This is a genomic window from Enterovibrio makurazakiensis (assembly GCF_050336585.1).
In the GTDB taxonomy this organism is placed as follows: Bacteria; Pseudomonadota; Gammaproteobacteria; order Enterobacterales; family Vibrionaceae; genus Enterovibrio; species Enterovibrio gelatinilyticus.
This window is the reverse complement of sequence record NZ_JAKJSE010000022.1, coordinates 39,220-58,334: the sequence shown is the minus strand read 5'-3', so window position 1 is coordinate 58,334 and position 19,115 is coordinate 39,220. Positions and strand designations below refer to the sequence as shown.

At 48.4% G+C, this 19,115-nt stretch carries 20 protein-coding genes; 9 read left to right on the top strand and 11 right to left on the bottom strand.

Going from position 1 to position 19,115, the window contains the following annotated elements:
• Nucleotides 1-2: 2 nt before the first annotated feature.
• Nucleotides 3-1,808 (bottom strand): signal recognition particle-docking protein FtsY, encoded by a 1,806-nt coding sequence (gene ftsY, locus L4D06_RS17160; RefSeq protein ID WP_429740558.1) that lies wholly within the window; start codon nt 1,806-1,808, stop codon nt 3-5.
• A gap of 281 nt (nt 1,809-2,089) precedes the next feature.
• Between ftsY and rsmD the strand changes: the two genes are divergently transcribed.
• Together rsmD and L4D06_RS17150 are read left to right on the top strand one after the other, a co-directional pair.
• On the top strand, nt 2,090-2,725 hold the full coding sequence (rsmD, locus tag L4D06_RS17155; protein WP_274164359.1) for a 16S rRNA (guanine(966)-N(2))-methyltransferase RsmD: 636 nt from the start codon (nt 2,090-2,092) through the stop codon (nt 2,723-2,725).
• Nucleotides 2,722-2,994, top strand: a complete 273-nt coding sequence (locus tag L4D06_RS17150) for a DUF1145 domain-containing protein (protein ID WP_274164358.1) — start codon at nt 2,722-2,724, stop codon at nt 2,992-2,994. Before rsmD ends, L4D06_RS17150 begins: the two co-directional genes overlap by 4 nt.
• A gap of 96 nt (nt 2,995-3,090) precedes the next feature.
• Here the strand turns inward: L4D06_RS17150 and L4D06_RS17145 are convergent, their stop codons facing one another.
• The 4 genes from L4D06_RS17145 to L4D06_RS17130 all read right to left on the bottom strand — a co-directional run bounded on the left by L4D06_RS17145 (nt 3,091) and on the right by L4D06_RS17130 (nt 5,040).
• The gene (locus L4D06_RS17145; protein ID WP_274164357.1) at nt 3,091-3,327 is read right to left on the bottom strand and encodes a YecH family metal-binding protein; all 237 of its coding nucleotides are present in this window, start codon (nt 3,325-3,327) and stop codon (nt 3,091-3,093) included.
• An 83-nt stretch (nt 3,328-3,410) separates the two neighbouring features.
• The gene (locus L4D06_RS17140) at nt 3,411-3,722 is read right to left on the bottom strand and encodes a putative signal transducing protein (protein WP_274164356.1); all 312 of its coding nucleotides are present in this window, start codon (nt 3,720-3,722) and stop codon (nt 3,411-3,413) included.
• A gap of 13 nt (nt 3,723-3,735) precedes the next feature.
• Nucleotides 3,736-4,362, bottom strand: a complete 627-nt coding sequence (locus L4D06_RS17135) for a lysoplasmalogenase (RefSeq protein WP_274164355.1) — start codon at nt 4,360-4,362, stop codon at nt 3,736-3,738.
• Nucleotides 4,363-4,677: 315 nt separating this feature from the next.
• Nucleotides 4,678-5,040 (bottom strand): DUF4145 domain-containing protein, encoded by a 363-nt coding sequence (locus L4D06_RS17130; protein WP_274164354.1) that lies wholly within the window; start codon nt 5,038-5,040, stop codon nt 4,678-4,680.
• 234 nt (nt 5,041-5,274) lie between these two features.
• Here L4D06_RS17130 and L4D06_RS17125 point away from each other — a divergent pair, with 234 nt between their 5' ends.
• On the top strand, nt 5,275-5,613 hold the full coding sequence (locus tag L4D06_RS17125) for a DUF2500 domain-containing protein (RefSeq protein ID WP_274164353.1): 339 nt from the start codon (nt 5,275-5,277) through the stop codon (nt 5,611-5,613).
• Here L4D06_RS17125 and L4D06_RS17120 read toward each other — a convergent pair whose 3' ends face one another.
• Nucleotides 5,614-6,615 carry an acyltransferase gene (locus L4D06_RS17120; RefSeq protein WP_429740524.1) on the bottom strand — a complete coding sequence of 334 codons (1,002 nt, stop codon included), beginning with the start codon at nt 6,613-6,615 and terminating at the stop codon, nt 5,614-5,616.
• Between the two features lie 234 nt (nt 6,616-6,849).
• On the opposite strand from L4D06_RS17120, the gene L4D06_RS17115 reads away from it, so the two are divergent.
• From L4D06_RS17115 to L4D06_RS17105, 3 genes are all read left to right on the top strand, one after another.
• The gene (locus L4D06_RS17115) at nt 6,850-8,451 is read left to right on the top strand and encodes an AbgT family transporter (protein WP_429740523.1); all 1,602 of its coding nucleotides are present in this window, start codon (nt 6,850-6,852) and stop codon (nt 8,449-8,451) included.
• 210 nt (nt 8,452-8,661) lie between these two features.
• On the top strand, nt 8,662-9,669 hold the full coding sequence (locus tag L4D06_RS17110; protein ID WP_429740522.1) for an alpha/beta fold hydrolase: 1,008 nt from the start codon (nt 8,662-8,664) through the stop codon (nt 9,667-9,669).
• 145 nt (nt 9,670-9,814) lie between these two features.
• Nucleotides 9,815-10,612 (top strand): Cof-type HAD-IIB family hydrolase, encoded by a 798-nt coding sequence (locus tag L4D06_RS17105; protein ID WP_429740521.1) that lies wholly within the window; start codon nt 9,815-9,817, stop codon nt 10,610-10,612.
• Nucleotides 10,613-10,689: 77 nt separating this feature from the next.
• Here L4D06_RS17105 and L4D06_RS17100 read toward each other — a convergent pair whose 3' ends face one another.
• A complete protein-coding gene (locus tag L4D06_RS17100; protein WP_274164348.1) occupies nt 10,690-11,154 on the bottom strand; it encodes an EVE domain-containing protein in 465 nt (154 codons plus the stop codon).
• Between the two features lie 113 nt (nt 11,155-11,267).
• Here L4D06_RS17100 and L4D06_RS17095 point away from each other — a divergent pair, with 113 nt between their 5' ends.
• The 3 genes from L4D06_RS17095 to L4D06_RS17085 all read left to right on the top strand — a co-directional run bounded on the left by L4D06_RS17095 (nt 11,268) and on the right by L4D06_RS17085 (nt 15,270).
• A complete protein-coding gene (locus L4D06_RS17095; protein ID WP_429740520.1) occupies nt 11,268-12,842 on the top strand; it encodes a COG3650 family protein in 1,575 nt (524 codons plus the stop codon).
• A gap of 298 nt (nt 12,843-13,140) precedes the next feature.
• On the top strand, nt 13,141-13,752 hold the full coding sequence (locus tag L4D06_RS17090) for a tRNA-uridine aminocarboxypropyltransferase (RefSeq protein WP_274164346.1): 612 nt from the start codon (nt 13,141-13,143) through the stop codon (nt 13,750-13,752).
• Nucleotides 13,753-13,827: 75 nt separating this feature from the next.
• Entirely contained in the window at nt 13,828-15,270 is a 1,443-nt protein-coding gene (locus L4D06_RS17085) for a coniferyl aldehyde dehydrogenase (RefSeq protein WP_429740519.1), read from the top strand.
• 399 nt (nt 15,271-15,669) lie between these two features.
• On the opposite strand, the gene cspE is transcribed toward L4D06_RS17085, so the two are convergent.
• The 4 genes from cspE to L4D06_RS17065 form a co-directional block, all read right to left on the bottom strand.
• The gene (cspE, locus tag L4D06_RS17080) at nt 15,670-15,882 is read right to left on the bottom strand and encodes a transcription antiterminator/RNA stability regulator CspE (protein ID WP_274164344.1); all 213 of its coding nucleotides are present in this window, start codon (nt 15,880-15,882) and stop codon (nt 15,670-15,672) included.
• 363 nt (nt 15,883-16,245) lie between these two features.
• Entirely contained in the window at nt 16,246-17,430 is a 1,185-nt protein-coding gene (locus tag L4D06_RS17075) for a BaiN/RdsA family NAD(P)/FAD-dependent oxidoreductase (protein ID WP_429740518.1), read from the bottom strand.
• Nucleotides 17,431-17,519: 89 nt separating this feature from the next.
• Entirely contained in the window at nt 17,520-18,644 is a 1,125-nt protein-coding gene (locus tag L4D06_RS17070; RefSeq protein WP_274164342.1) for a mechanosensitive ion channel family protein, read from the bottom strand.
• 101 nt (nt 18,645-18,745) lie between these two features.
• Entirely contained in the window at nt 18,746-19,087 is a 342-nt protein-coding gene (locus L4D06_RS17065; RefSeq protein WP_274164341.1) for a universal stress protein UspB, read from the bottom strand.
• Nucleotides 19,088-19,115: the final 28 nt, after the last annotated feature.

Sequence of the window (19,115 nt, the reverse complement as noted above, 5' to 3'; positions counted from 1 at the left end):
TATCAGTCCTCCTGACTAAACAGTGCTTCTATAAAGTCTTCCGCCACAAACGGTCTTAAATCGTCGATCCCTTCACCCACACCGATGTAACGGATAGGAATGTTGAACTGATCGGCAACCGCAAAGATAACGCCACCTTTTGCCGTGCCATCGAGCTTAGTCAGGGTAATACCTGAAAGCGGTGCGATGTCATTGAACAAACGTGCTTGGCTGATAGCATTTTGGCCCGTACCTGCATCAATGGTCAGCATGATTTCATGTGGTGCATTCTCATCAAGCTTCTTCATCACGCGGACGATTTTTTTCAGCTCTTCCATCAGGTTAGCTTTGTTTTGCAAACGACCTGCAGTATCAGCAATCACGACATCAACATTACGTGCTTTTGCAGCTTCAATCGCGTCATAGATCACTGATGCGCTATCTGCACCAGTATGCTGGGCAATGACAGGGACTTTATTTCGCTCACCCCAAACTTGTAGCTGTTCGACTGCAGCCGCACGGAAAGTGTCACCTGCGGCAAGCATCACAGACTTACCTTCTTGCTGGAATTGCTTCGCAAGCTTACCAATGGTGGTGGTTTTACCTACACCATTGACACCCACCATCAAGATCACAAATGGGCCGTCTTTCTTGGTCACGTCCAGAGGTTTCTCTACCTGACTCAAGATACCTGCCATTTCTTGTTTAAGCAGACCATACAAGGCTTCACCATCTTTCAACGCCTTACGTGATGCGTTATCAGTTAGGTTGTTGATGATTTTTGTCGTGGTGTCCATGCCAACATCGGCAATGAGCAATTGCTCTTCGAGCTCTTCAAACAGCTCATCATCAATTTTCTTACCACTGAACAGGCCAAAGAAACCCGCACCAATGTTTGCTTTTGTTTTTTGAAGTCCACGCTTTAAACGTGCAAATAGACCTTCACGTTTAGGCTTTTCTTGCTCAGCGTTTGCTTTCGCATCCGCTTCTGCTTGAAGGCGAGCAGCCTCTTCGGCTTGTGCCTTCGCATCCGCTTCTGCTTGAAGGCGAGCAGCTTCGTCGGCTTGGGCTTTTGCATCCGCTTCTGCTTGAAGGCGAGCTGCCTCTTCAGCTTGAGCTTTCGCATCCGCTTCTGCTTGAAGGCGAGCAGCCTCTTCGGCTTGTGCTTTCGCGTCAGCTTCCGCTTGAAGGCGAGCAGCCTCTTCGGCTTGTGCCTTCGCATCAGCTTCCACTTGAAGGCGAGCAGCTTCGTCGGCTTGCGCCTTCGCATCCGCTTCTGCTTGAAGGCGAGCAGCTTCGTCGGCTTGAGCCTTCGCATCCGCTTCCGCTTGAAGGCGAGCAGCTTCTTCAGCTTGAGCGTTTGCGTCAGCTTCCGCTTGAAGACGAGCAGCTTCTTCGGCTTGAGCCTTCGCGTCAGCTTCTGCTTGAAGGCGAGCAGCCTCGTCGGCTTGAGCTTTCGCATCCGCTTCTGCTTGAAGGCGAGCAGCTTCTTCGGCTTGAGCCTTCGCATCAGCTTCCGCTTGAAGGCGAGCAGCTTCTTCAGCTTGAGCGTTTGCGTCAGCTTCTGCTTGAAGGCGAGCAGCCTCGTCGGCTTGAGCTTTCGCATCCGCTTCTGCTTGAAGGCGAGCAGCCTCTTCGGCTTGTGCCTTCGCATCCGCTTCCGCTTGAAGGCGAGCAGCTTCGTCGGCTTGAGCTTTCACATCCGCTTCCGCTTGAAGGCGAGCAGCCTCTTCGGCTTGTGCTTTCGCGTCAGCTTCCGCTTGAAGGCGAGCTTGTTCAGCCTGTTGTTCTTGTTCGTCGTTCTTGCGGCCGAAACCCAGCCAGGACATAAATCCGCGTTTCTTTTTTTCTGCCATTGGCAAATCCTAAAGCATGATTGGTACAATCAGCGCGATAACATCGAGCTGATCTTAAACTGTGAGCACTGCGCCTTATTTATGCAGTGTGGTAACGGCGGTATAGTACATACATTGCGGCGCAGAAAATTCGGCGAAAGAGGCCAAAAACCCTTACGTCGCTGATCATTTAATTAAGGGCAAATTGACCTTGAAAATGCTGAGCCGTTACCGAACCGACATATACTAACACCTTCTTGGCGGTCAAAAAATCTATGGTAAGACGTAACCCTAAAAACCCTGCAAAACAAACCCACAGCAGGGGCAATCAGCCTGCATCAAATACGGGGGGCGGTTCTGGTTTTGTCCGCATTATTTCTGGCAAATGGCGCGGCCGAAAATTGCCTGTGAAAAATGTAGAAGGCCTACGACCAACCACAGATCGTGTCAAAGAGACAGTTTTTAACTGGTTGGCAGCAGATTTACACCAAGCGAAATGCTTAGATGTATTCGCAGGAAGTGGTGGCTTGGGGCTTGAAGCCTTGTCTCGTCAGGCTGATCACGTCACCTTGTTAGAGTTAGACAAGGGTGCGGCGGCGCAAATTAACCAAAACCTCGCCACATTGAAAGCCGACAATGCTACCGTGCACAACACGGATGCTTTGCAATACCTATCGCAACCCGGTCAGCCGTTTGATGTGGTTTTTATCGACCCACCTTTTCGCAAAGAGTTGTTGAGTGACGCGCTAGCCAAACTCGAGCACAATGGCTGGCTAAATAAAAATGCATTGATTTACATTGAGGCGGAAAAAGAACTCGGCTTGCCTGACGTTCCTGCCCACTGGGACATGATTAAGGAAAAACACGCCGGACAAGTGAGTTTCCGGTTGTATCTAAGAGAGGAAAAATGAAAGCACTCATCTTGTTAGCGAAAGCAGCCATTGGTTTTGTTTGGTTGGTTCTGATCGCCAATATCGTTTCACCCTTCCCTGGTGTAGCAGCAATGGCGCTGTATATCATGACCGCTTTCTTGTTCTGTATGCACGGCTTACAGATGCTGATATTCATCGGTGCATTTGGCGATAAGATCACCATGACCCGCTGGGAGAAATGGTCCATTTTGATTTTCGGTATCTTTGCCCTGCTCGATATTCGCCGCAAATATATGCTGAGCGAGTAATTCTGGCAGCGACGCGGTGACAATCTGATCAACATCAACAGCGACAAACAGCAAAAAGGCCTCATCGAGGCCTTTTTTGAATTCATTAAATCGTTATCAGTGTTGGCAAACACGCGCTTCGTTCACCACTAATGAGCCTGCTTGCTCAAGAATTTTCTTACGTCGACGCAAAAATGCGAGAACTTCACTCAATGACAGTCCATTTTGACTGCAAGTATGAAAACGCGCCGAGCTTCCCCATTGACCACTCACCCAATCAACCAATGCCTGTTCCGACACAGATTGAGCTTTGAGGTAATTGAGTACCTCATGAACATGAATTGACGCAGACATTCAAACTCCAACAGCGCACAACTTAAACGAAAGGCATAAAAACACACTCTCGTTACCACTACTTTGACATGCCGCAATCTTGATCAGGATTCATTACGCGGTGTACTGCATTGCCAGCAAATCTCAAAGCTACCGCTATTTTCCTCCTGACACGAGGAACAAAACCAAAGACTTTCTGCCTGCAATTCATATTGATGAAGCGCCTCTCGCGCTTTCTCTGAGCGCAGCACGTCCACCCATAAGGTCACTGCAACCACATCGGCAGGAAGCTCTCCGGTAGCACTCGACAGTGAATCACCTTTTAGCATGACGTCCATTCCCATGGCTTCAAGCATCCCTTTCAGGCTATGTGCTTCCAGTGAATTGCTTGCACTATACACTTGAACCCAAGACATCTTTGACTCCTTATTACCCAGAAATCGCGGACAACGTGATAAGACCTTGTGCGCAGAAATAGGTGCTCATCACTAAGACGACGGAAGCGCGAAACGGTCCTTTGAACCGCTCAAATGCCAGCACGGTATCCGACACCATAAACAACAACGCACCACCAAATGCGTAAGCAGCCATTTGGGAATGGGTATTCATCCAAAACTCACCCGCCCCCCACGCCATTTGCGCAATCACGGCAATATAAACACCAACAGGCACTAATAAAGGCCCAAGATTGGGAAGCAGTAAGAGAAAAATGATCACACTGGCAGCGCCAAGCAATGATGGCAACCACCACACCATCGTCCCATCAAATTGCAGCCAGAAGGCGACACTATAGAAGATGTGAGCAACGAGAAAACTGAGAAGCCCAGGAATGAACCTGTCTTTTGGCAACATCAAGAATACGTCACCAAACAACGAGAACAGCAACCCCGCCAAGACTAAGTAGGCATAAGTGTTTGCTTCGCCACCAGTCACTACAATCAGCATCATCAATGCAATCGTCAATGGCTTGAACAGATAAAACTGCCAGCGAGGTCCCTTGTAAGCAGCATTGATGTGCAGTAGCCCTGAACACCAAACAGCAAGCCAACTCAACATGAATTCTTCCCTTAAATTGCAAGCCAACCAAGTCTAGGGATGCAATATGGAAAGTCCACCGCACATGTCTCAGAAAGCGAACCACGCATCAAATTCTAGGGTCGATAACATCTGAGAGTACGGGTGAAAAAAATCATAAGGCAGTACTGCCTATCCCCTTAAAAAGGGTAAGCCTTTTCATGTCACTGTTCGTCTTATTTTAGCGACGAAAACTTGATAATTCGCACCGCAGAACCCCCTTATCGCACGACTCGCGGATACAAAAAAAGCACCGATACAGGTGCTCTTCTATTTAATTTCGCGTTATCGCGTCGATCAATTGCCGACGATATGGCGCCAGTTTTCGATATAAAACCATACCGCACCGGCGGTGACGGCAAAAATCAGGAAAATAGCCGCGCGCCAAATCATTCGGCTACTACGAGGTTGAAGTTCTTTTTCGCACTGCTTGCAGGCAGAAACAAAACCTCGCATGTCATCCACTTCGTAGCCATCTTCGTGCACTGCTTTATTTCTGATCGTGGCAACGAAGCGCAGTTTGGCAATTACGTCGTGGGGTAATCGCTCCTGACAACTGCTCACAAGTTCATGAAGCCCTCGCCCTTGGGCGTGGTAATGCTCTTTCAGCAAACGCTCCAGACGCCGACTTTGTCTCACAACAACTGCAATGTCATCCATGCTGGCCTCCTCGGGTCCGTCATTGAGCCGTGTCTATCACCCAATATATCTCTTTCCATTAGCTTACGTCATATCACTAAAAATGAGAAAACTCTTTAACTTCACTTACGTTAGCGTTAAATCTGACTCAGATAAGTGCTTTCGATCACGAATTTTTTCTGGTGAAGGTTTGTCAGCCCTTGTTCTGAAGTAGACTCACTGCCGGCCTTTTGTGGCCGGATTAAGGAGACAAACGTGCCCATTTCTGTGATTTTGCTCGTGATCGCCCTTGCTGTGATCGCTGGCGTCTACTTTGTATTCACCTTTCAAAAACACACTCTCGGACAAGGTGCAGAAGAGCGTGCTATCGACATTCGTATACTTGATAAACAGGCCGTTGCCCTACCAAGTGATGAACAACACCAAGATCCTGAAGAGTATTGGATTTATGTCGAGCCCATGTCAGGGGGCCCGAAACGCGAATTCCAAGTCGGTATTCACTACTACCATGCTCTGCAGCCAGGAGATTGTGGTCGACTGACCTACCGTGGTTCGGACTTTGTTCACTTTGCCAAACTACAAACCATTCAGTGATCACGGCACGAGCCAAGCAGTAACCCGCCACCTCGACAATCTGACACTGGCCCAATATGACAATGCAAACACGGCCAGTGTCACCAATGGAATACTCAGCCACGCCATGCCAAACACCATGTTGGCCTCTCTCAGTGGCCATAAGAAAATGGGATGTATCAAGTAAATACCGAGTGAGTGTCGGCTCACCGCAGTGATCCGCTTTTGCCATTTCTCAGACACGTTTTCTGCCCAGCGCTTACACAGCACAAACACCATGGTGGCGATCAGCACAGTGTTGACTGTTTTATAGGAAAACCAACCCGCACTTGTGTATGACCCTTTTGAGACACTTTGAGAAATCGCCGTGTACTCTGTCGCCACCAGCGCCAGCACACCGATAAAGAACAATAATTTGAACGGTGCTTCGTACTTGTGCAGTGCATAGCCCAGCATTAAGTAGCCCCCGTACAGCACAAAATCCTCAACCAGCCCCAAGTCCATCCCCATTAGCCTAGCGGTGCATAAGCCAAGCCATATTGCTAACAAGGCATTAAAGGCATCTGGCGATTTTTGCTGTGCCATAGGCCGTAATATTGGAATTAGAAGATATAGCGGCAGAAAATAGTAGAAAAATCCCAGATGATAGTACGTTTCTTCCACTGGAAATTGCATCAATCGCTGTACGGTTTCTGACCAATTTACATTTTGTAACGATATCGCCGCCAAAACCGCATAAAAAACAGACCAAATAACAAAGGGTACAAACACTTTCATGACTCGGCGTTTCACAAAATACGATGCGGAAAACGAACGAGTGTCCGACAGCATTAATGCACCTGTGATCATAATGAAAACAGGCACCGCCCAACGACTTGCACCATTAATTGAAATGGCGGAGAGCCAGTCACTCACTGGAATATCGCCCACAATGTAGCGATATGGCCCCAACACATGGATTGCGATCACTGCAATCGCGGCGACCACACGCAACAGTTCAATATAAAAGACTTTTTTCTGCATCTTATCTTCCGAGAGTGGCACAACCGCACCGATTGATATTGGAATTGTAAACCTGCTGACAATTTAGCCAAACCGAACAAAAACCAAACAACATTTGACGCCAAATGTTGCGTTTTATTTAAATAATATGGCTGATTTATTGTCATTTGGTAGCAGTAAGTATTGCATTGACCCTTTTTTATGACCTAGCATGCTCCCAACAAAAATGGAAAGTTGTCTAACATGGAGGAACTGATGCAGACATCAGCTTCGCAACACCACAATGGCGGGAAGCCGAAAAAATCACTTTTTTCCCGTTTTCTCGATTCCGTAGAATTTCTCGGTAACTTGCTTCCACACCCCGTCACTTTGTTCGCCATCTTGTGTGTGGCCATTTTCTTTGCATCTGGTATTGCAGGTTACTTCGGCATGTCTGTTGCCGATCCTCGTCCTGAAGGCACAGCCGGACGCGCTGCCGATGGCATGATCTATGTGAAAAGCCTGCTAAACGCAGAAGGCGTTCAACTGATTGTGACCAACCTAGTGAAAAACTTCACTGGTTTTGCCCCCCTAGGCACAGTATTAGTTGCCATGATGGGTGTCGCCGTCGCTGAACACTCAGGTCTGTTGTCCGCCACCATGCGTTCAATGGTTATGGGCGCGTCAGCGCGTATGGTAACCCTGACGGTGGTCTTCGCTGGTATCGTATCAAACACCGCGTCAGAGCTTGGCTATGTGGTACTGATCCCACTGGCTGCGATGATATTCCACTCGTTAGGGCGTCACCCGCTGGCAGGCCTTGCCGCTGCATTTGCCGGTGTTTCCGGTGGTTACTCCGCTAACTTGCTGTTGGGTACCGTCGATCCGCTACTATCAGGTATCACCGAAACCTCAGCACAGATGATTGACCCAAGCTATACCGTCGGCCCTGAAGCGAACTGGTACTTCATGTTTGCCTCAACCTTCCTTATCACCATCCTTGGTGCGTGGGTCACAGAGAAAATCGTTGAACCGAAGTTGGGCAAATACGACCAATCTATGGCGGCAGAAGACTTTGAAGCCAAAGAAGCAGGGAAAGTCACCGACCTTGAAAGACGCGGTATGCGCAATGCTGGTATCGCAGCATTGGTTGTCTCTGCATTACTCGCACTGACCATCGTGCCTGAGTGGGGTATCCTGCGTCACCCTGAAACTGGCGCGGTCGCGGGTTCACCGTTCTTGAAAGGTATCGTCGCGTTTATTCTGGTGTTCTTTGCTGTCCCTGGTTACGTCTACGGTAAAACCGTCGGCACCATGAATAATGACCGTGACGTCATTGACGCGATGGCGAAGTCCATCAGCGCCATGGGTCTGTACATTGTTCTCGTCTTCTTTGCTGCGCAATTTGTTGCCCTGTTTAAATGGACGAACTTCGGCCAAGTCATCGCGGTAGGTGGTGCAGACTTTCTACAAAACATCGGTCTGACTGGGCCAATGCTGTTCTTTGCTTTCATTATTATGTGCGGCATCATCAACCTGACACTCGGTTCGGCGTCTGCACAGTGGGCAGTAACGGCACCAATATTCGTTCCAATGCTGATGCTAGTTGGTTACGCACCGGAAACCATTCAAGCGGCTTACCGTATCGGTGACTCAGTGACGAACCTTATCACCCCGATGATGAGTTACTTTGGCCTGATTCTGGCGGTGGCTTCTCGATATAAGCGCGACTTGGGTATCGGTACCTTAATAGCCACCATGCTGCCTTACAGCCTGATATTCCTTGTTGGCTGGAGCGTGTTCTTCTACCTGTGGGTGTTTGTTGCAGGTATGCCAGTCGGCCCAGGCTCAGCCACTTACTTTAACTTCGCGCAATAAAGTCATTCGACGTAATAGTACAATTCGCATGAAGACCAAACAGCCAGCCTTTGCTGGCTGTTTTTGTTTGTGACTATTTGTGGTTTCTATTCGCCTAAATCTTGTCTCAACGAACGGTATCAGCATCTATCCGCGAGATTGGCTAACACTTAACCAAGCACTTCTCGCCTGTCGTGATATGCTAAATAAAAACCCCAGAGCGGAATGTACATGTCAATTGAACGCCCTTTTTTATTTTCTCGCGAAGATGAACTCAACAATACAATGACGGATCAGATTGCCCCTTTTTGGGCAACGCGTCAGCAAGGGCAAGTCATTGGTCAAGATGGCCTGCGTCTGAACTGGTGTGCCTTTACTAAGCCAGAACACACTCGCGCTATTGTGGTGGTCAATGGTCGCATTGAGTCAGTAGAAAAATATCAGGAAGTGTTTTTCGACTTATTCCAACAAGGGTATGACGTTTACAGCTGCGATCACCGTGGTCAGGGGCACAGTCATCGTTTAGTGACAGGCAGTGACATTGGCCATGTGGTCGAGTTTGAGCACTATGTTGACGATCTCGAAACCTTTATTGACGAAGTCGTCACACAAAAGCCTCACCAGCAACGCATGATCCTCGCTCATTCAATGGGTGGTGCTATCTCCACGCTTTATGCCGCGAGAAAGCCAGCGGCAATCGATGCGTTAGTATTGAGTGCCCCGATGTTTGGCATCAACCTGTCTCCACTATTGCAAAAAGCGGCCAAGCCTCTCTGTCGTTTGTTGTCTGAGATCCATCACCCTGCAGGCTATGCTCCGGGACAAGTGCCTTATTGGTTAAAGCCGTTTAAGCACAATTTACTGACAAGTTCTCATCCGCGCTACCAATGGTTTCGCGACTTGTATGAAGATAACAGTACACTTAAGGTGGGTGGCCCCAGCACGCAATGGATTTGGCAAAGTCTGTCAGCCTGCGAACGTGCACTAGATGCAGCAAACATCATCGACATGCCCATTTTATTGATGCAAGCAGCGCGTGATGAAGTGGTGTGCAACCATGCTATGTTCGAATTCCACCGTAAACGTCAGGCGGCAAGTCTGCCCATCCAATTTGAGATAGTCGCAGATTCTCGCCACGAACTGCTGTTTGAGAAAGACCCTATTCGTGACGCGGTATTGAGCTTATGTCTCAACTTTTTCAATGACATGGATACCAAGCCCTTAGAGCAGTCGGCGTAATCAAGGGATCGATTCTCGCCAATGCAAGTTGCCGGTTATTTAACCTAAACAGGAAAAAAACGCCGGCAATTTGATCCCTTTTCTTTCTCGGGTGCTTCGATACACTGGGGATGTATTGCATATCCTTTTTAAATTTGAGGTACACATGTACAGAATCGTTGCATCCGATCTCGATGGCACTCTGCTGACTCCCGAACATAGCATCGCCCCATACACACGCGATGTCCTTCAGCGCCTGCATCAAAAAGGCGAACACTTTGTCTTCGCAACGGGCCGTCACCATATCGATGTGGCACACATTCGACAAAACGTGGGTATTCCAGCTTTCATGATCACCTCAAACGGTGCTCGCGTTCATGATGCTGACGATAACCTGATATTTAGCCGAAATGTCGATCCCGCGCTAATTCCTGAGCTGATCAATATGGTGAAAAACGATGAAACCGTCACTATCCATATCTACCGTGAAAACGATTGGTTGCTCAACCGCATTGATGAAGATCTTGCGAAATACCACAAAGATTCTGGTTTTAGTGCAGAGCTATTTGACCCAGAGAATCCGCCGCTAGAAGACGTGGCCAAAATCTTCTTCATTCGTCATGACCACGACTACCTAACGACTTACGAACACAAGCTTGTTGAAAAGTTTGGCGACAAAGTCAGCGTGGCATTTTCAACGCCTTTTTGTCTTGAAGTCATGGGCGCAGGCGTATCGAAAGGAGATGCACTTAAAGCTGTCGCGGAAATCAAAGGCTTTAGCCTCGAAGAGTGCATCGCATTTGGCGATGGCATGAACGACGTAGAAATGCTGACGGCGGCGAAAAAAGGTTTGGTCATGGAAACGGCGCACCCTCGCGTGAAGGCTACACTACCAAACAACGAAGTCATTGGTAGCCATGCAGACGAAGCCGTTGCTCGCTACCTTGAGAAGCACCTGCTGTAAGCACGGAGCTTGCTCGCATACATCCCAACGGTAGCGCTCCCCCCGCTGCCGTTTTCTTTTCTTGTTCGACTCGTTCGTTACCTGATTGGCGTTGCTGACATGGCAAGGATCTCATTCCACTGCATGTCCGTGACAGGCATGATGCTGAGACGACTGCCTTTCTTCACCAGTGGCATTTCCTCTAACGCTGGGTTGGACTTGATGCGCGCCAAAGAGACATAACGCAGATGCTGGCGATATTCGATATCAACCATGATCCAGCGAGGATTTTCAGGGGAGCTTTTGGGATCAAAGTACGGGCTTTCAGGGTCAAACTGGAAATGATCAGGATAGGCTTCTTTCACCACTTCTCCGATCCCCACCACGCCAACGTCTTTACATGACGAGTGATAAATCAACACCAAATCCCCAAGCGTCATACCATCGCGCATCATGTTTCGTGCTTGATAATTTCGAACACCTTCCCAACAAGAGACCTTTTGCTGTTTTAAAGTGTCTATAGAAAAAGTATCTGGCTCGGTTTTTAACAGCCAATACGCCATAATTCCCCCAATTGGTGTGAATGCCATCATCAAGGCTGTATACCCAAGTAACCTGAAGAAGCAGGATTCTTCGGTATACCCTGTTAGCTAATGAAAGAGAAGAGGAATCTCCGTTGCCAACCTCAAACTGCCGCCTTATCAAAACACTGAGCATCGCGAGTGCGATTAGCTTGCTTTCGGCCTGTAGCCTGTCACCCTCGGGCCCCGTCGAACTGGGCAACTCGGACGACTTATCCCCGCAGGCATCCCAAAAGGCATCCGACCAAGCCGCTAAGCCGCCATCAATCCAACGCTTTATGTTGCGCGGCGAAGTAACGCTAGGACACGAGGCTCGAGCCATTACCCCCTGTGGTAGTAATAGCCAATATTGGCTGCAGTTTGATCCCGCCACGGCTCAACAAAGCATGGCGCTGAGTTCAAGCCCGTACAACACCATTTATGGCGAAGTGATTGGTGAATTTGTCGCTCCGCCACACGATGGATTTGCTGCAGATTACCCAGCAAGCTTTAAAGTCACGCAACTCAATCTCATGTCTGCTGAAATTGATGGCTGTCAGCAACGTCGCAATCTCACTGTGGCGTCAGGGACTGAACCGTTTTGGTCAGTGTCGATCTCTAGCAATACACTGCAATTAAGTCGCTTGGGCTTTGAAAGTGAAAACTTCACGCTCAAGGAACGTCATATCAGCCAAGAAGCTCGTATTTACCACGCAGAAGGTGCCACATTGACACTTCGCCCTGCACTGTGTAGCGATGGCATGAGTGACAGTATCTATGGCTGGACATCCACATTCACCAAAGGCAATCAGTCATGGGAAGGCTGTGCCACCTTGTCAGCCAATGATCCCACCCAAGCTTGGGTCGGCGATTATCAAGGCATCACAACACAAGGAGAGGTTCGACTCACCACCACCGTCACCCTCAATGCTGATCATTCGGCGACCACACGCTACCAGCAAGTCAATGAGCCTGATATCGAAGAAACGGGCGTATGGCAACAAGTCAGCCCCATTGAAGTTCAAGTGATGATGACGCGTCATCAAGGGCAATATCTGGTCAGTGAGCGCGTATTTCAGCGCAATGGTTTAACACTCACGGCAAAAACTGAAACCGTCAATGGCCGCGAGTACAGCTTAGGCACAGAAGGGTTGGCCTTATCATTGATGGTAGGCAGTGAAGTAACCGCCGTGTCTGCCACGGGCTCAAAAGTAACCTCTTACGGCGTCGAAGGCTCTGCAATCTATAACCCAGACGTGGATGCGGCATTGCTGGCATACCTTGGCGATGCCGCCAAGGAAGCTGCGGGCATGCGTTATCGTTGGTTAACGCAAGATCTCAATGATGATGGCGAAGACGAACTTTTCGTTTTTACCGATTGGTGCGGCAGCGGTGGATGTACATTGTTGGTGTTTGCCAACCAAAACGGTGATTGGGTCTTCAACAGTCGCATCACATTGGTGCATTTACCCTTCCAGCTAGGAAGCATCACGCAGAACGGCTGGCGTGATTTGATCATGCCAGTGGGTGGGGGCGGTGCGAAAGCCTCCACACGCGTGCTCATGTTTGACGGAAAACGCTATCCGAGCAACCCTTCGCTGGCCCCTGAAGTGAGCCTTCCTGATGAAAGTGATACCTATTTGTTTGCTGACGGCATATACCCTCAACAACAAGGCATCACCTTCAAATAACACCATGACGAAAATCATCACTAGGGTCTGTTGATCTTTGGTGATGATTTTTGCAGCAGTTTGTGGCGGCTTTATACAAGGCAGAGGCTACGATGTGTAGTGGCCTACATGAGAAGTCGATAACGCAGGAGAAAGTCGCCACAAACGCTGCCCGAAGGGTTCTGCCAAAAGCGTTTTATGCTTTGTTGAGGCGTGTTTGCTTAGAATGACTAGGCGGCACACACCTCGCCTCGCCTAAACGCTTTTAGCTAGAACAAAATTTAGCCACCAAAGATCAAAAGACCCTAAGGAAACCATTTTGTCGACCAAACCAGCACCGTGCCAAGGCTGTGGCTTTCATTACAATTGCTTATGCGAGCATACTCCATCGCTAACCAGCGAGTTGCGTATTGAGCTATTGATGCACGAAACCGAAGCTCAACGCACGAGCAACACCGGTCGGCTTTTAGAGGCGGCATTACCTCATTGCCGCCGCCATATTTGGCAGCGAAAAACGCCACCGTCAGAGTTGCTAACCCTGCTGGCTGATCCCGCAGTTCAGCCTTTCTTGGTCTTCCCAAGCGATACCGCGCAGCCACTCGATAAGGTCGTATCTCGCCAATCATCTGCGTCATACGCCAAGCCGCTGCATTTCATTATTGTGGATGCGACCTGGCAACAGGCTAGGAAAATGCTTCGTCAAAGCCCTTGGCTAGAGGATGTCCCAACGGTAACGTTGCCCGAAGGACTGACAACCCGCTATTCATTGCGCCGCAATCAACCCTCGGGGTCGCTCTGTACTTGTGAGGTAGGTATTGAACTCATGGCCGCATTGGGTGAGAAAAAAAATGCCAGCATCATGTCGACATATTTAGAGCAATTCATGCGTATTTTCGAATCAGATCGCCAGCACATTGCAGTAACACCGTAATATGTATCAAATTTGCAAATTTTTGCGACACAATTTAATGTAGCGCTAGGCATATCGCATGAAGGACGCGTAAACATGACAGTGGTCTCAATGGCCAATCCAATGCCAGTTCAACAACAAATTGAGTTGTTGGAAGCACAGTTTTCTAAACAAGTCGGCTTGAGTCGTCAGGTTTCCGATAGTAGCTATGCCCAACGCATTGATGATTTGACTCGCCTTCAATCCGCGCTAAGTAAGCATGCTGATGCGCTGGTTAATGCCTTATCGCAAGATTATGGTCATCGCAGCCACACCGACAGCTTGATGGCTGACATCATGCCTTGCTTTCAAATGCTCAGGTATACCAAGCGCAAGTTAAAGCGCTGGATGAAGCCTTCACGCCGCTCTGCTGGGCTATTACTTACACCGGCTAAAGTAGAAGTGCATTACCAACCTCTTGGTGTGGTGGGTATCATCGTGCCGTGGAATTTTCCCATCACGTTAAGCCTTATCCCACTGATGACAGCGATCGCCGCCGGCAACCGCGTGATGCTGAAAATGAGCGAGTTTACCCCGCTCACCAATCAAGCGTTAAAAACCCTACTAAGCGATGCCTTTTCCGAAGACCAAGTCACTGTTGTGGAAGGCGAGGTTGAGGTAGCGACAGCGTTTACCCAACTCCCTTTTGATCACCTGCTGTTCACCGGTTCTACCGAAGTGGGTAAGAAAGTGATGGAAGCGGCAGCCGCCAACCTAACGCCAGTCACACTGGAGTTAGGAGGAAAATCTCCGGTGATCATTGCGCCTGACATCTCCCCTGCACTGGCGGCTGAACGACTAATATTTGGCAAAAACCTCAATGCGGGACAAATCTGTGTCGCACCTGACCATGTATTTATTCACGAAGATAAATTGGATGAGGTGATCGAAGCGCTGCGAGCTCAGTGGCAAGCCGCCTATCCGAAAGGCATACAAAGTGATGATCGCACTGCCATTATTAATGACCGCCAATTCGCAAGGCTTGAGTCACTGATTGATGATGCCAAACAGCGTGACATTAACGTCATTCCACTTAGCGATATCGCATCCTTACCAGAATCACGGAAAATGGCGCTTCATCTAGTGATCAACCCCCCCGAAGAAAGCGCCATCATGCAGGAAGAAATCTTTGGCCCTCTGCTGCCCATCATTACCTATCAAGATGTGCATGATGTCATCAATACAGTAAAGGAAATGCCGCGCCCTCTCGCCCTGTATTTGATGACCTTCGATGAGAACTTCACACGTCATGTGATCCGCCATACCCACTCGGGCTCTATCGCGATCAATGACACCATCATGCAAGTGGCGGTCGACGATGCGCCATTCGGCGGTGTTGGGCCGTCAGGGCTCGGGAGTTACCACGGTATTGAAGGGTTTCGTACATTCAGCCATGCCAAAACCGTTTTCACCCGCGGGAAGCTCAACCCAGGAAAGCTCATGACTCCCCCTTATGGAAAGTGGTGGCAGAAGATCATGTTTAAGCTGTTTTTGCGATAGATTTACGCCCAAGGGTCTGGTCTGCAACAACAGACCCTTTTGGTAACTGTGTTTCGTATTATTTCGGTTAAGTCCCTTCGAGCAGATATCATCACATCATCGCAAATGGGTGCAGCCTTCGGGTAGCGCCTTTTTTGTTCATAATACCGCTTAACACGCAGTTCGTTGCGTTAAGTGGCTAAACGACTTATCGAAATAACGGCATAAATATAAGCGGCTAATAAATATAATTGGGATAAAAATATCAACTGAAATTGCGCAAAGAAGCACATGAAGAGAATTTAAACAGGAAATTGAGAAGCGTTAGAAAGTATTACGAAGAAGGTATATAGAGTGGATTTGGCGAATTTTAGACATAAAAAAACGCAGATGGATAACCATCTGCGTCTTCTTTCGAAATTATAGAGCTACTACGTTCGCAGCTTGTGGGCCTTTTTGGCCTTGCTCAACTTCGAAAGATACTTTCTGACCTTCAGACAGAGTCTTGAAGCCTTCAGAAGCGATTGCACGGAAGTGAACGAATACGTCAGCACCGCCGTTGTCTTGAGTGATGAAACCGAAACCTTTCTCTTCGTTAAACCACTTTACCAGACCAGTTGTTTTGTTAGACATTGTGTGTCCCTTAATTTATTAATTCATAAGAAATTCGCAATAATGCGATGCACTGAGAACCTGAATTATTGAATGTTACGATGAAGCTAAGGGAAACGCAGAGGGCACAACAATGGAAGGCAAACTGAATTTTTACTTTTACTTTCGTGTTTCATTAATAACCCTGCACAACAGAGCGAGGTGAATAATACTCGAACAGTTATTTTTGTAAAGGTTTATTTTGAGGGTTTAAAACATCGTGTCAGCGCGTAGAAAAAAAGCTGTGTTTCATCACATTAATGGAGCCTTACAAAGACTCCATCTTGATTGTTTTTCAATTAGTTACGTCCAAACCCGTCAGTCATGATCCGTGACGGTCACACATCAAACATGTTGCCCTGCAACCCAACCTGAGCTCCAAGCCCACTGAAAATTATAGCCACCTAACCAGCCTGATACATCCATGACTTCGCCAACAAAATAAAGCCCAGAGACATTCTTTGTCTCCATGGTTTTTGATGATAATTCGTCTGTATCCACGCCACCTAAGGTCACTTCCGCCGTGCGGTAGCCTTCAGTGCCGTTAGGCGCAATGTTCCATTGGTGCAGGTACTCTGCGAGCTTTTCAATGTCTTTCGGATTTAACTGCTTAAGCGGTTTATCTTCAATATCACCGCGCGTGATCATCGCTTCAACCAAGCGCTTAGGCAGTAAGCGGGACAAGCTATTCTTCAAGCTCTGCGCAGGATGCTTCTCTCGCATGGCATTCAATGTGTCTACCACGTCCAAATCCGGCAGCAGGTTCACCGTCACCTTCTCTCCTGGCACCCAGTAAGAGCTGATTTGCAGCACAACAGGGCCAGACAGACCACGATGGGTGAACAAGAGGTTTTCTTTAAACGTCACGTCGTTTTCTGACGTGACAGTAACCGGTATCGCAATGCCTGACAGATCGGAAAACGCCGCTTTGTCTTTATCATGCAGCGTGAACGGTACTAAGCCAGCGGTGGTAGGGATTCGCGCTAGCCCAAATTGTTCCGCGATTTGATAGCCAAACGGCGTCGCACCCAATTTAGGCATGGACAACCCTCCGGTAGCAACGACCAGTGATTGGCAAGCTACGGTGTCGGTATCCAGTTTTAAGGTAAAACCTTCGTCTGTTTTTTCGATGTCATGCACGTCACAACGGTAACGCTGCTCAACATTCGGTAAATCACACTCTTTTAGCAGCATTTCGACGATATCTTTCGCCGAATCAATGCAAAACAATTGGCCGTGATCACGCTCTTCCCACGCAATGCCATGCTCATTAACCATGGAGAAGAAATCCCACTGGCTATATTGCGCCAATGCCGATTTAGCAAAGTGCGGGTTACGACAAACAAAGTTCGCCGCTGTGACGTCGTAGTTGGTGAAGTTGCAACGACCACCACCGGAGATAAGAATTTTTCGTCCCGGTTTTTTGCCATTGTCGACCACCAGCACGGAACGACCGCGCTTACCTGCTTGCGCGGCGCACATCAGGCCTGCGGCACCTGCACCAATGATCACCACATCAACTTGCTTCATCACTACACTCTACTGCTTCAATTCGGTCTGGTTTCAAATAGGGCGGCATTGTAGCCGCCCTGATCACCTTGAGCCAGTGAGTTTACCACTCATGGCGTATTTGATGTGCCGCCAATGGCCTCAGGCACGGGGATGGCAGCCTCGATAGCCTCGTCTTTATCAAAGGAGATGGTGCGCGATGGGAAGGCAAAGTCAGCGCCATGTGCATGAACAATTTCAACAATCTTCAGCATCACGTCTTGTTTGACTTCATGGTAACGCGCCCAATTGACGGTCTTGGTAAACGTATAAATAAAGAAGTTCAGCGATGAACCAGCAAAAGCATCGAAGTTCACCATCAAGGTTGAACGTTGTTCTATGTCAGGATGTGTCTCGAGCATGACTTTAACATCCGCCACAATGGCCGCCATCTTGCTGGCATCTTTGTAACGAAGCCCGATGGTTTCATTGATACGTCGATGCTGCATTCGTGAAGGGTTTTGTACCACAATGCTACTGAAAACAGAGTTGGGTACGTATAACGGGCGACTTTCAAAGGTGCGTATCATGGTCATGCGCATACCAATGCGCTCAACCGTTCCTTCTATATTTCTATCAGGTGAGCTAATCCAATCCCCAACGCTAAAAGGACGGTCAAAGTAGATCATCAAACCGCCAAAGAAGTTTGACAGTAAATCTTTCGCCGCCAAGCCAACAATTAACCCGCCAACACCGCCAAAGGTCAGCAACCCCGTCAAGCTAATCCCAAACGCCTGCAATGCCGTCAGTACGCCGATAACCGCTAGGAGCAAGCGCAGCACATGTCCCATGGCAGACACGGTAGTTTGGTCGCGGGTATCGGATTTCATCAAGTAGGCTTCAATGCGATTAACCAAGCGCAACATGATCCAAAGAATGACAGCGAATACCATCACTCTCCTGGAGATAAACAGCCAACTCTCACCTGTTTTTTCAGTGACGGCTATTACGCTGTCCAGCACAAAACTAGAGGGCCACAACCAAATCAATACACTGATGGGAACGCTGACCGATTGCAGCATGATGGTGTCCCATTCCGTTTTGGTTTTCATCGATATCGCGACCAAGCGCCCAAACACAACTCGCCAAACAAGCCATGCAAACGCTGCCATCGCGAGTAGTACTGCAATATGTTCAAGCCAAGCAAAATTGAGCTCTTCCGAACTCGAGCGCCACCACGCCAAAAATCCATCCACGTCGTTGTCCTTTCATTTATCGATGTTTTTCTTGGTAAAGAGGGTATCAAAAAAAACGCCAACATCTGTCGGCGTTTTTTTGTTATGCACTAAGAAGGAACTTAAAGACCAGTGAACGCCACAAAAAAGAGTGAAAAAATCAAAGCGAGTACAAGGGCGGTCGATAGAATGAACAAGTGTCTGACTTTATTGCACTTAGCAATAAATGCCCCATCATGGTGATGGAGATATTCCTGACAGCGAATATAGTGAAACAATCGCTTTTGGCGGCTGATGTCGCCCTGAGAGGAGAAAAAGTTACTACTACCACGGTTCATTTGCTGATACAGCAACGGATTCGCTTCACGCATCATCACGAGTAGCGCCCGAAGCGAACTCAAATAGCGCAGTATGTTCGCTAGCGCGACGAAAAAAATTGCAATAATTAAGGCGTCTCCGCTCATGGTTTCATCTCCCATTATTAACGATGGG

What these genes read in the sequence shown, in the direction of transcription:
- ftsY (WP_429740558.1), bottom strand. Translation starts at nt 1,808, where the DNA reads ATGTCCTGGCTGGGTTTCGGCCGCAAGAACGACGAACAAGAACAACAG.
- rsmD (WP_274164359.1), top strand. Translation starts at nt 2,090, where the DNA reads ATGGTAAGACGTAACCCTAAAAACCCTGCAAAACAAACCCACAGCAGG.
- L4D06_RS17150 (WP_274164358.1), top strand. Translation starts at nt 2,722, where the DNA reads ATGAAAGCACTCATCTTGTTAGCGAAAGCAGCCATTGGTTTTGTTTGG.
- L4D06_RS17145 (WP_274164357.1), bottom strand. Translation starts at nt 3,327, where the DNA reads ATGTCTGCGTCAATTCATGTTCATGAGGTACTCAATTACCTCAAAGCT.
- L4D06_RS17140 (WP_274164356.1), bottom strand. Translation starts at nt 3,722, where the DNA reads ATGTCTTGGGTTCAAGTGTATAGTGCAAGCAATTCACTGGAAGCACAT.
- L4D06_RS17135 (WP_274164355.1), bottom strand. Translation starts at nt 4,362, where the DNA reads ATGTTGAGTTGGCTTGCTGTTTGGTGTTCAGGGCTACTGCACATCAAT.
- L4D06_RS17130 (WP_274164354.1), bottom strand. Translation starts at nt 5,040, where the DNA reads ATGGATGACATTGCAGTTGTTGTGAGACAAAGTCGGCGTCTGGAGCGT.
- L4D06_RS17120 (WP_429740524.1), bottom strand. Translation starts at nt 6,615, where the DNA reads ATGCAGAAAAAAGTCTTTTATATTGAACTGTTGCGTGTGGTCGCCGCG.
- L4D06_RS17115 (WP_429740523.1), top strand. Translation starts at nt 6,850, where the DNA reads ATGCAGACATCAGCTTCGCAACACCACAATGGCGGGAAGCCGAAAAAA.
- L4D06_RS17110 (WP_429740522.1), top strand. Translation starts at nt 8,662, where the DNA reads ATGTCAATTGAACGCCCTTTTTTATTTTCTCGCGAAGATGAACTCAAC.
- L4D06_RS17105 (WP_429740521.1), top strand. Translation starts at nt 9,815, where the DNA reads ATGTACAGAATCGTTGCATCCGATCTCGATGGCACTCTGCTGACTCCC.
- L4D06_RS17100 (WP_274164348.1), bottom strand. Translation starts at nt 11,154, where the DNA reads ATGGCGTATTGGCTGTTAAAAACCGAGCCAGATACTTTTTCTATAGAC.
- L4D06_RS17085 (WP_429740519.1), top strand. Translation starts at nt 13,828, where the DNA reads ATGACAGTGGTCTCAATGGCCAATCCAATGCCAGTTCAACAACAAATT.
- cspE (WP_274164344.1), bottom strand. Translation starts at nt 15,882, where the DNA reads ATGTCTAACAAAACAACTGGTCTGGTAAAGTGGTTTAACGAAGAGAAA.
- L4D06_RS17075 (WP_429740518.1), bottom strand. Translation starts at nt 17,430, where the DNA reads ATGAAGCAAGTTGATGTGGTGATCATTGGTGCAGGTGCCGCAGGCCTG.
- L4D06_RS17065 (WP_274164341.1), bottom strand. Translation starts at nt 19,087, where the DNA reads ATGAGCGGAGACGCCTTAATTATTGCAATTTTTTTCGTCGCGCTAGCG.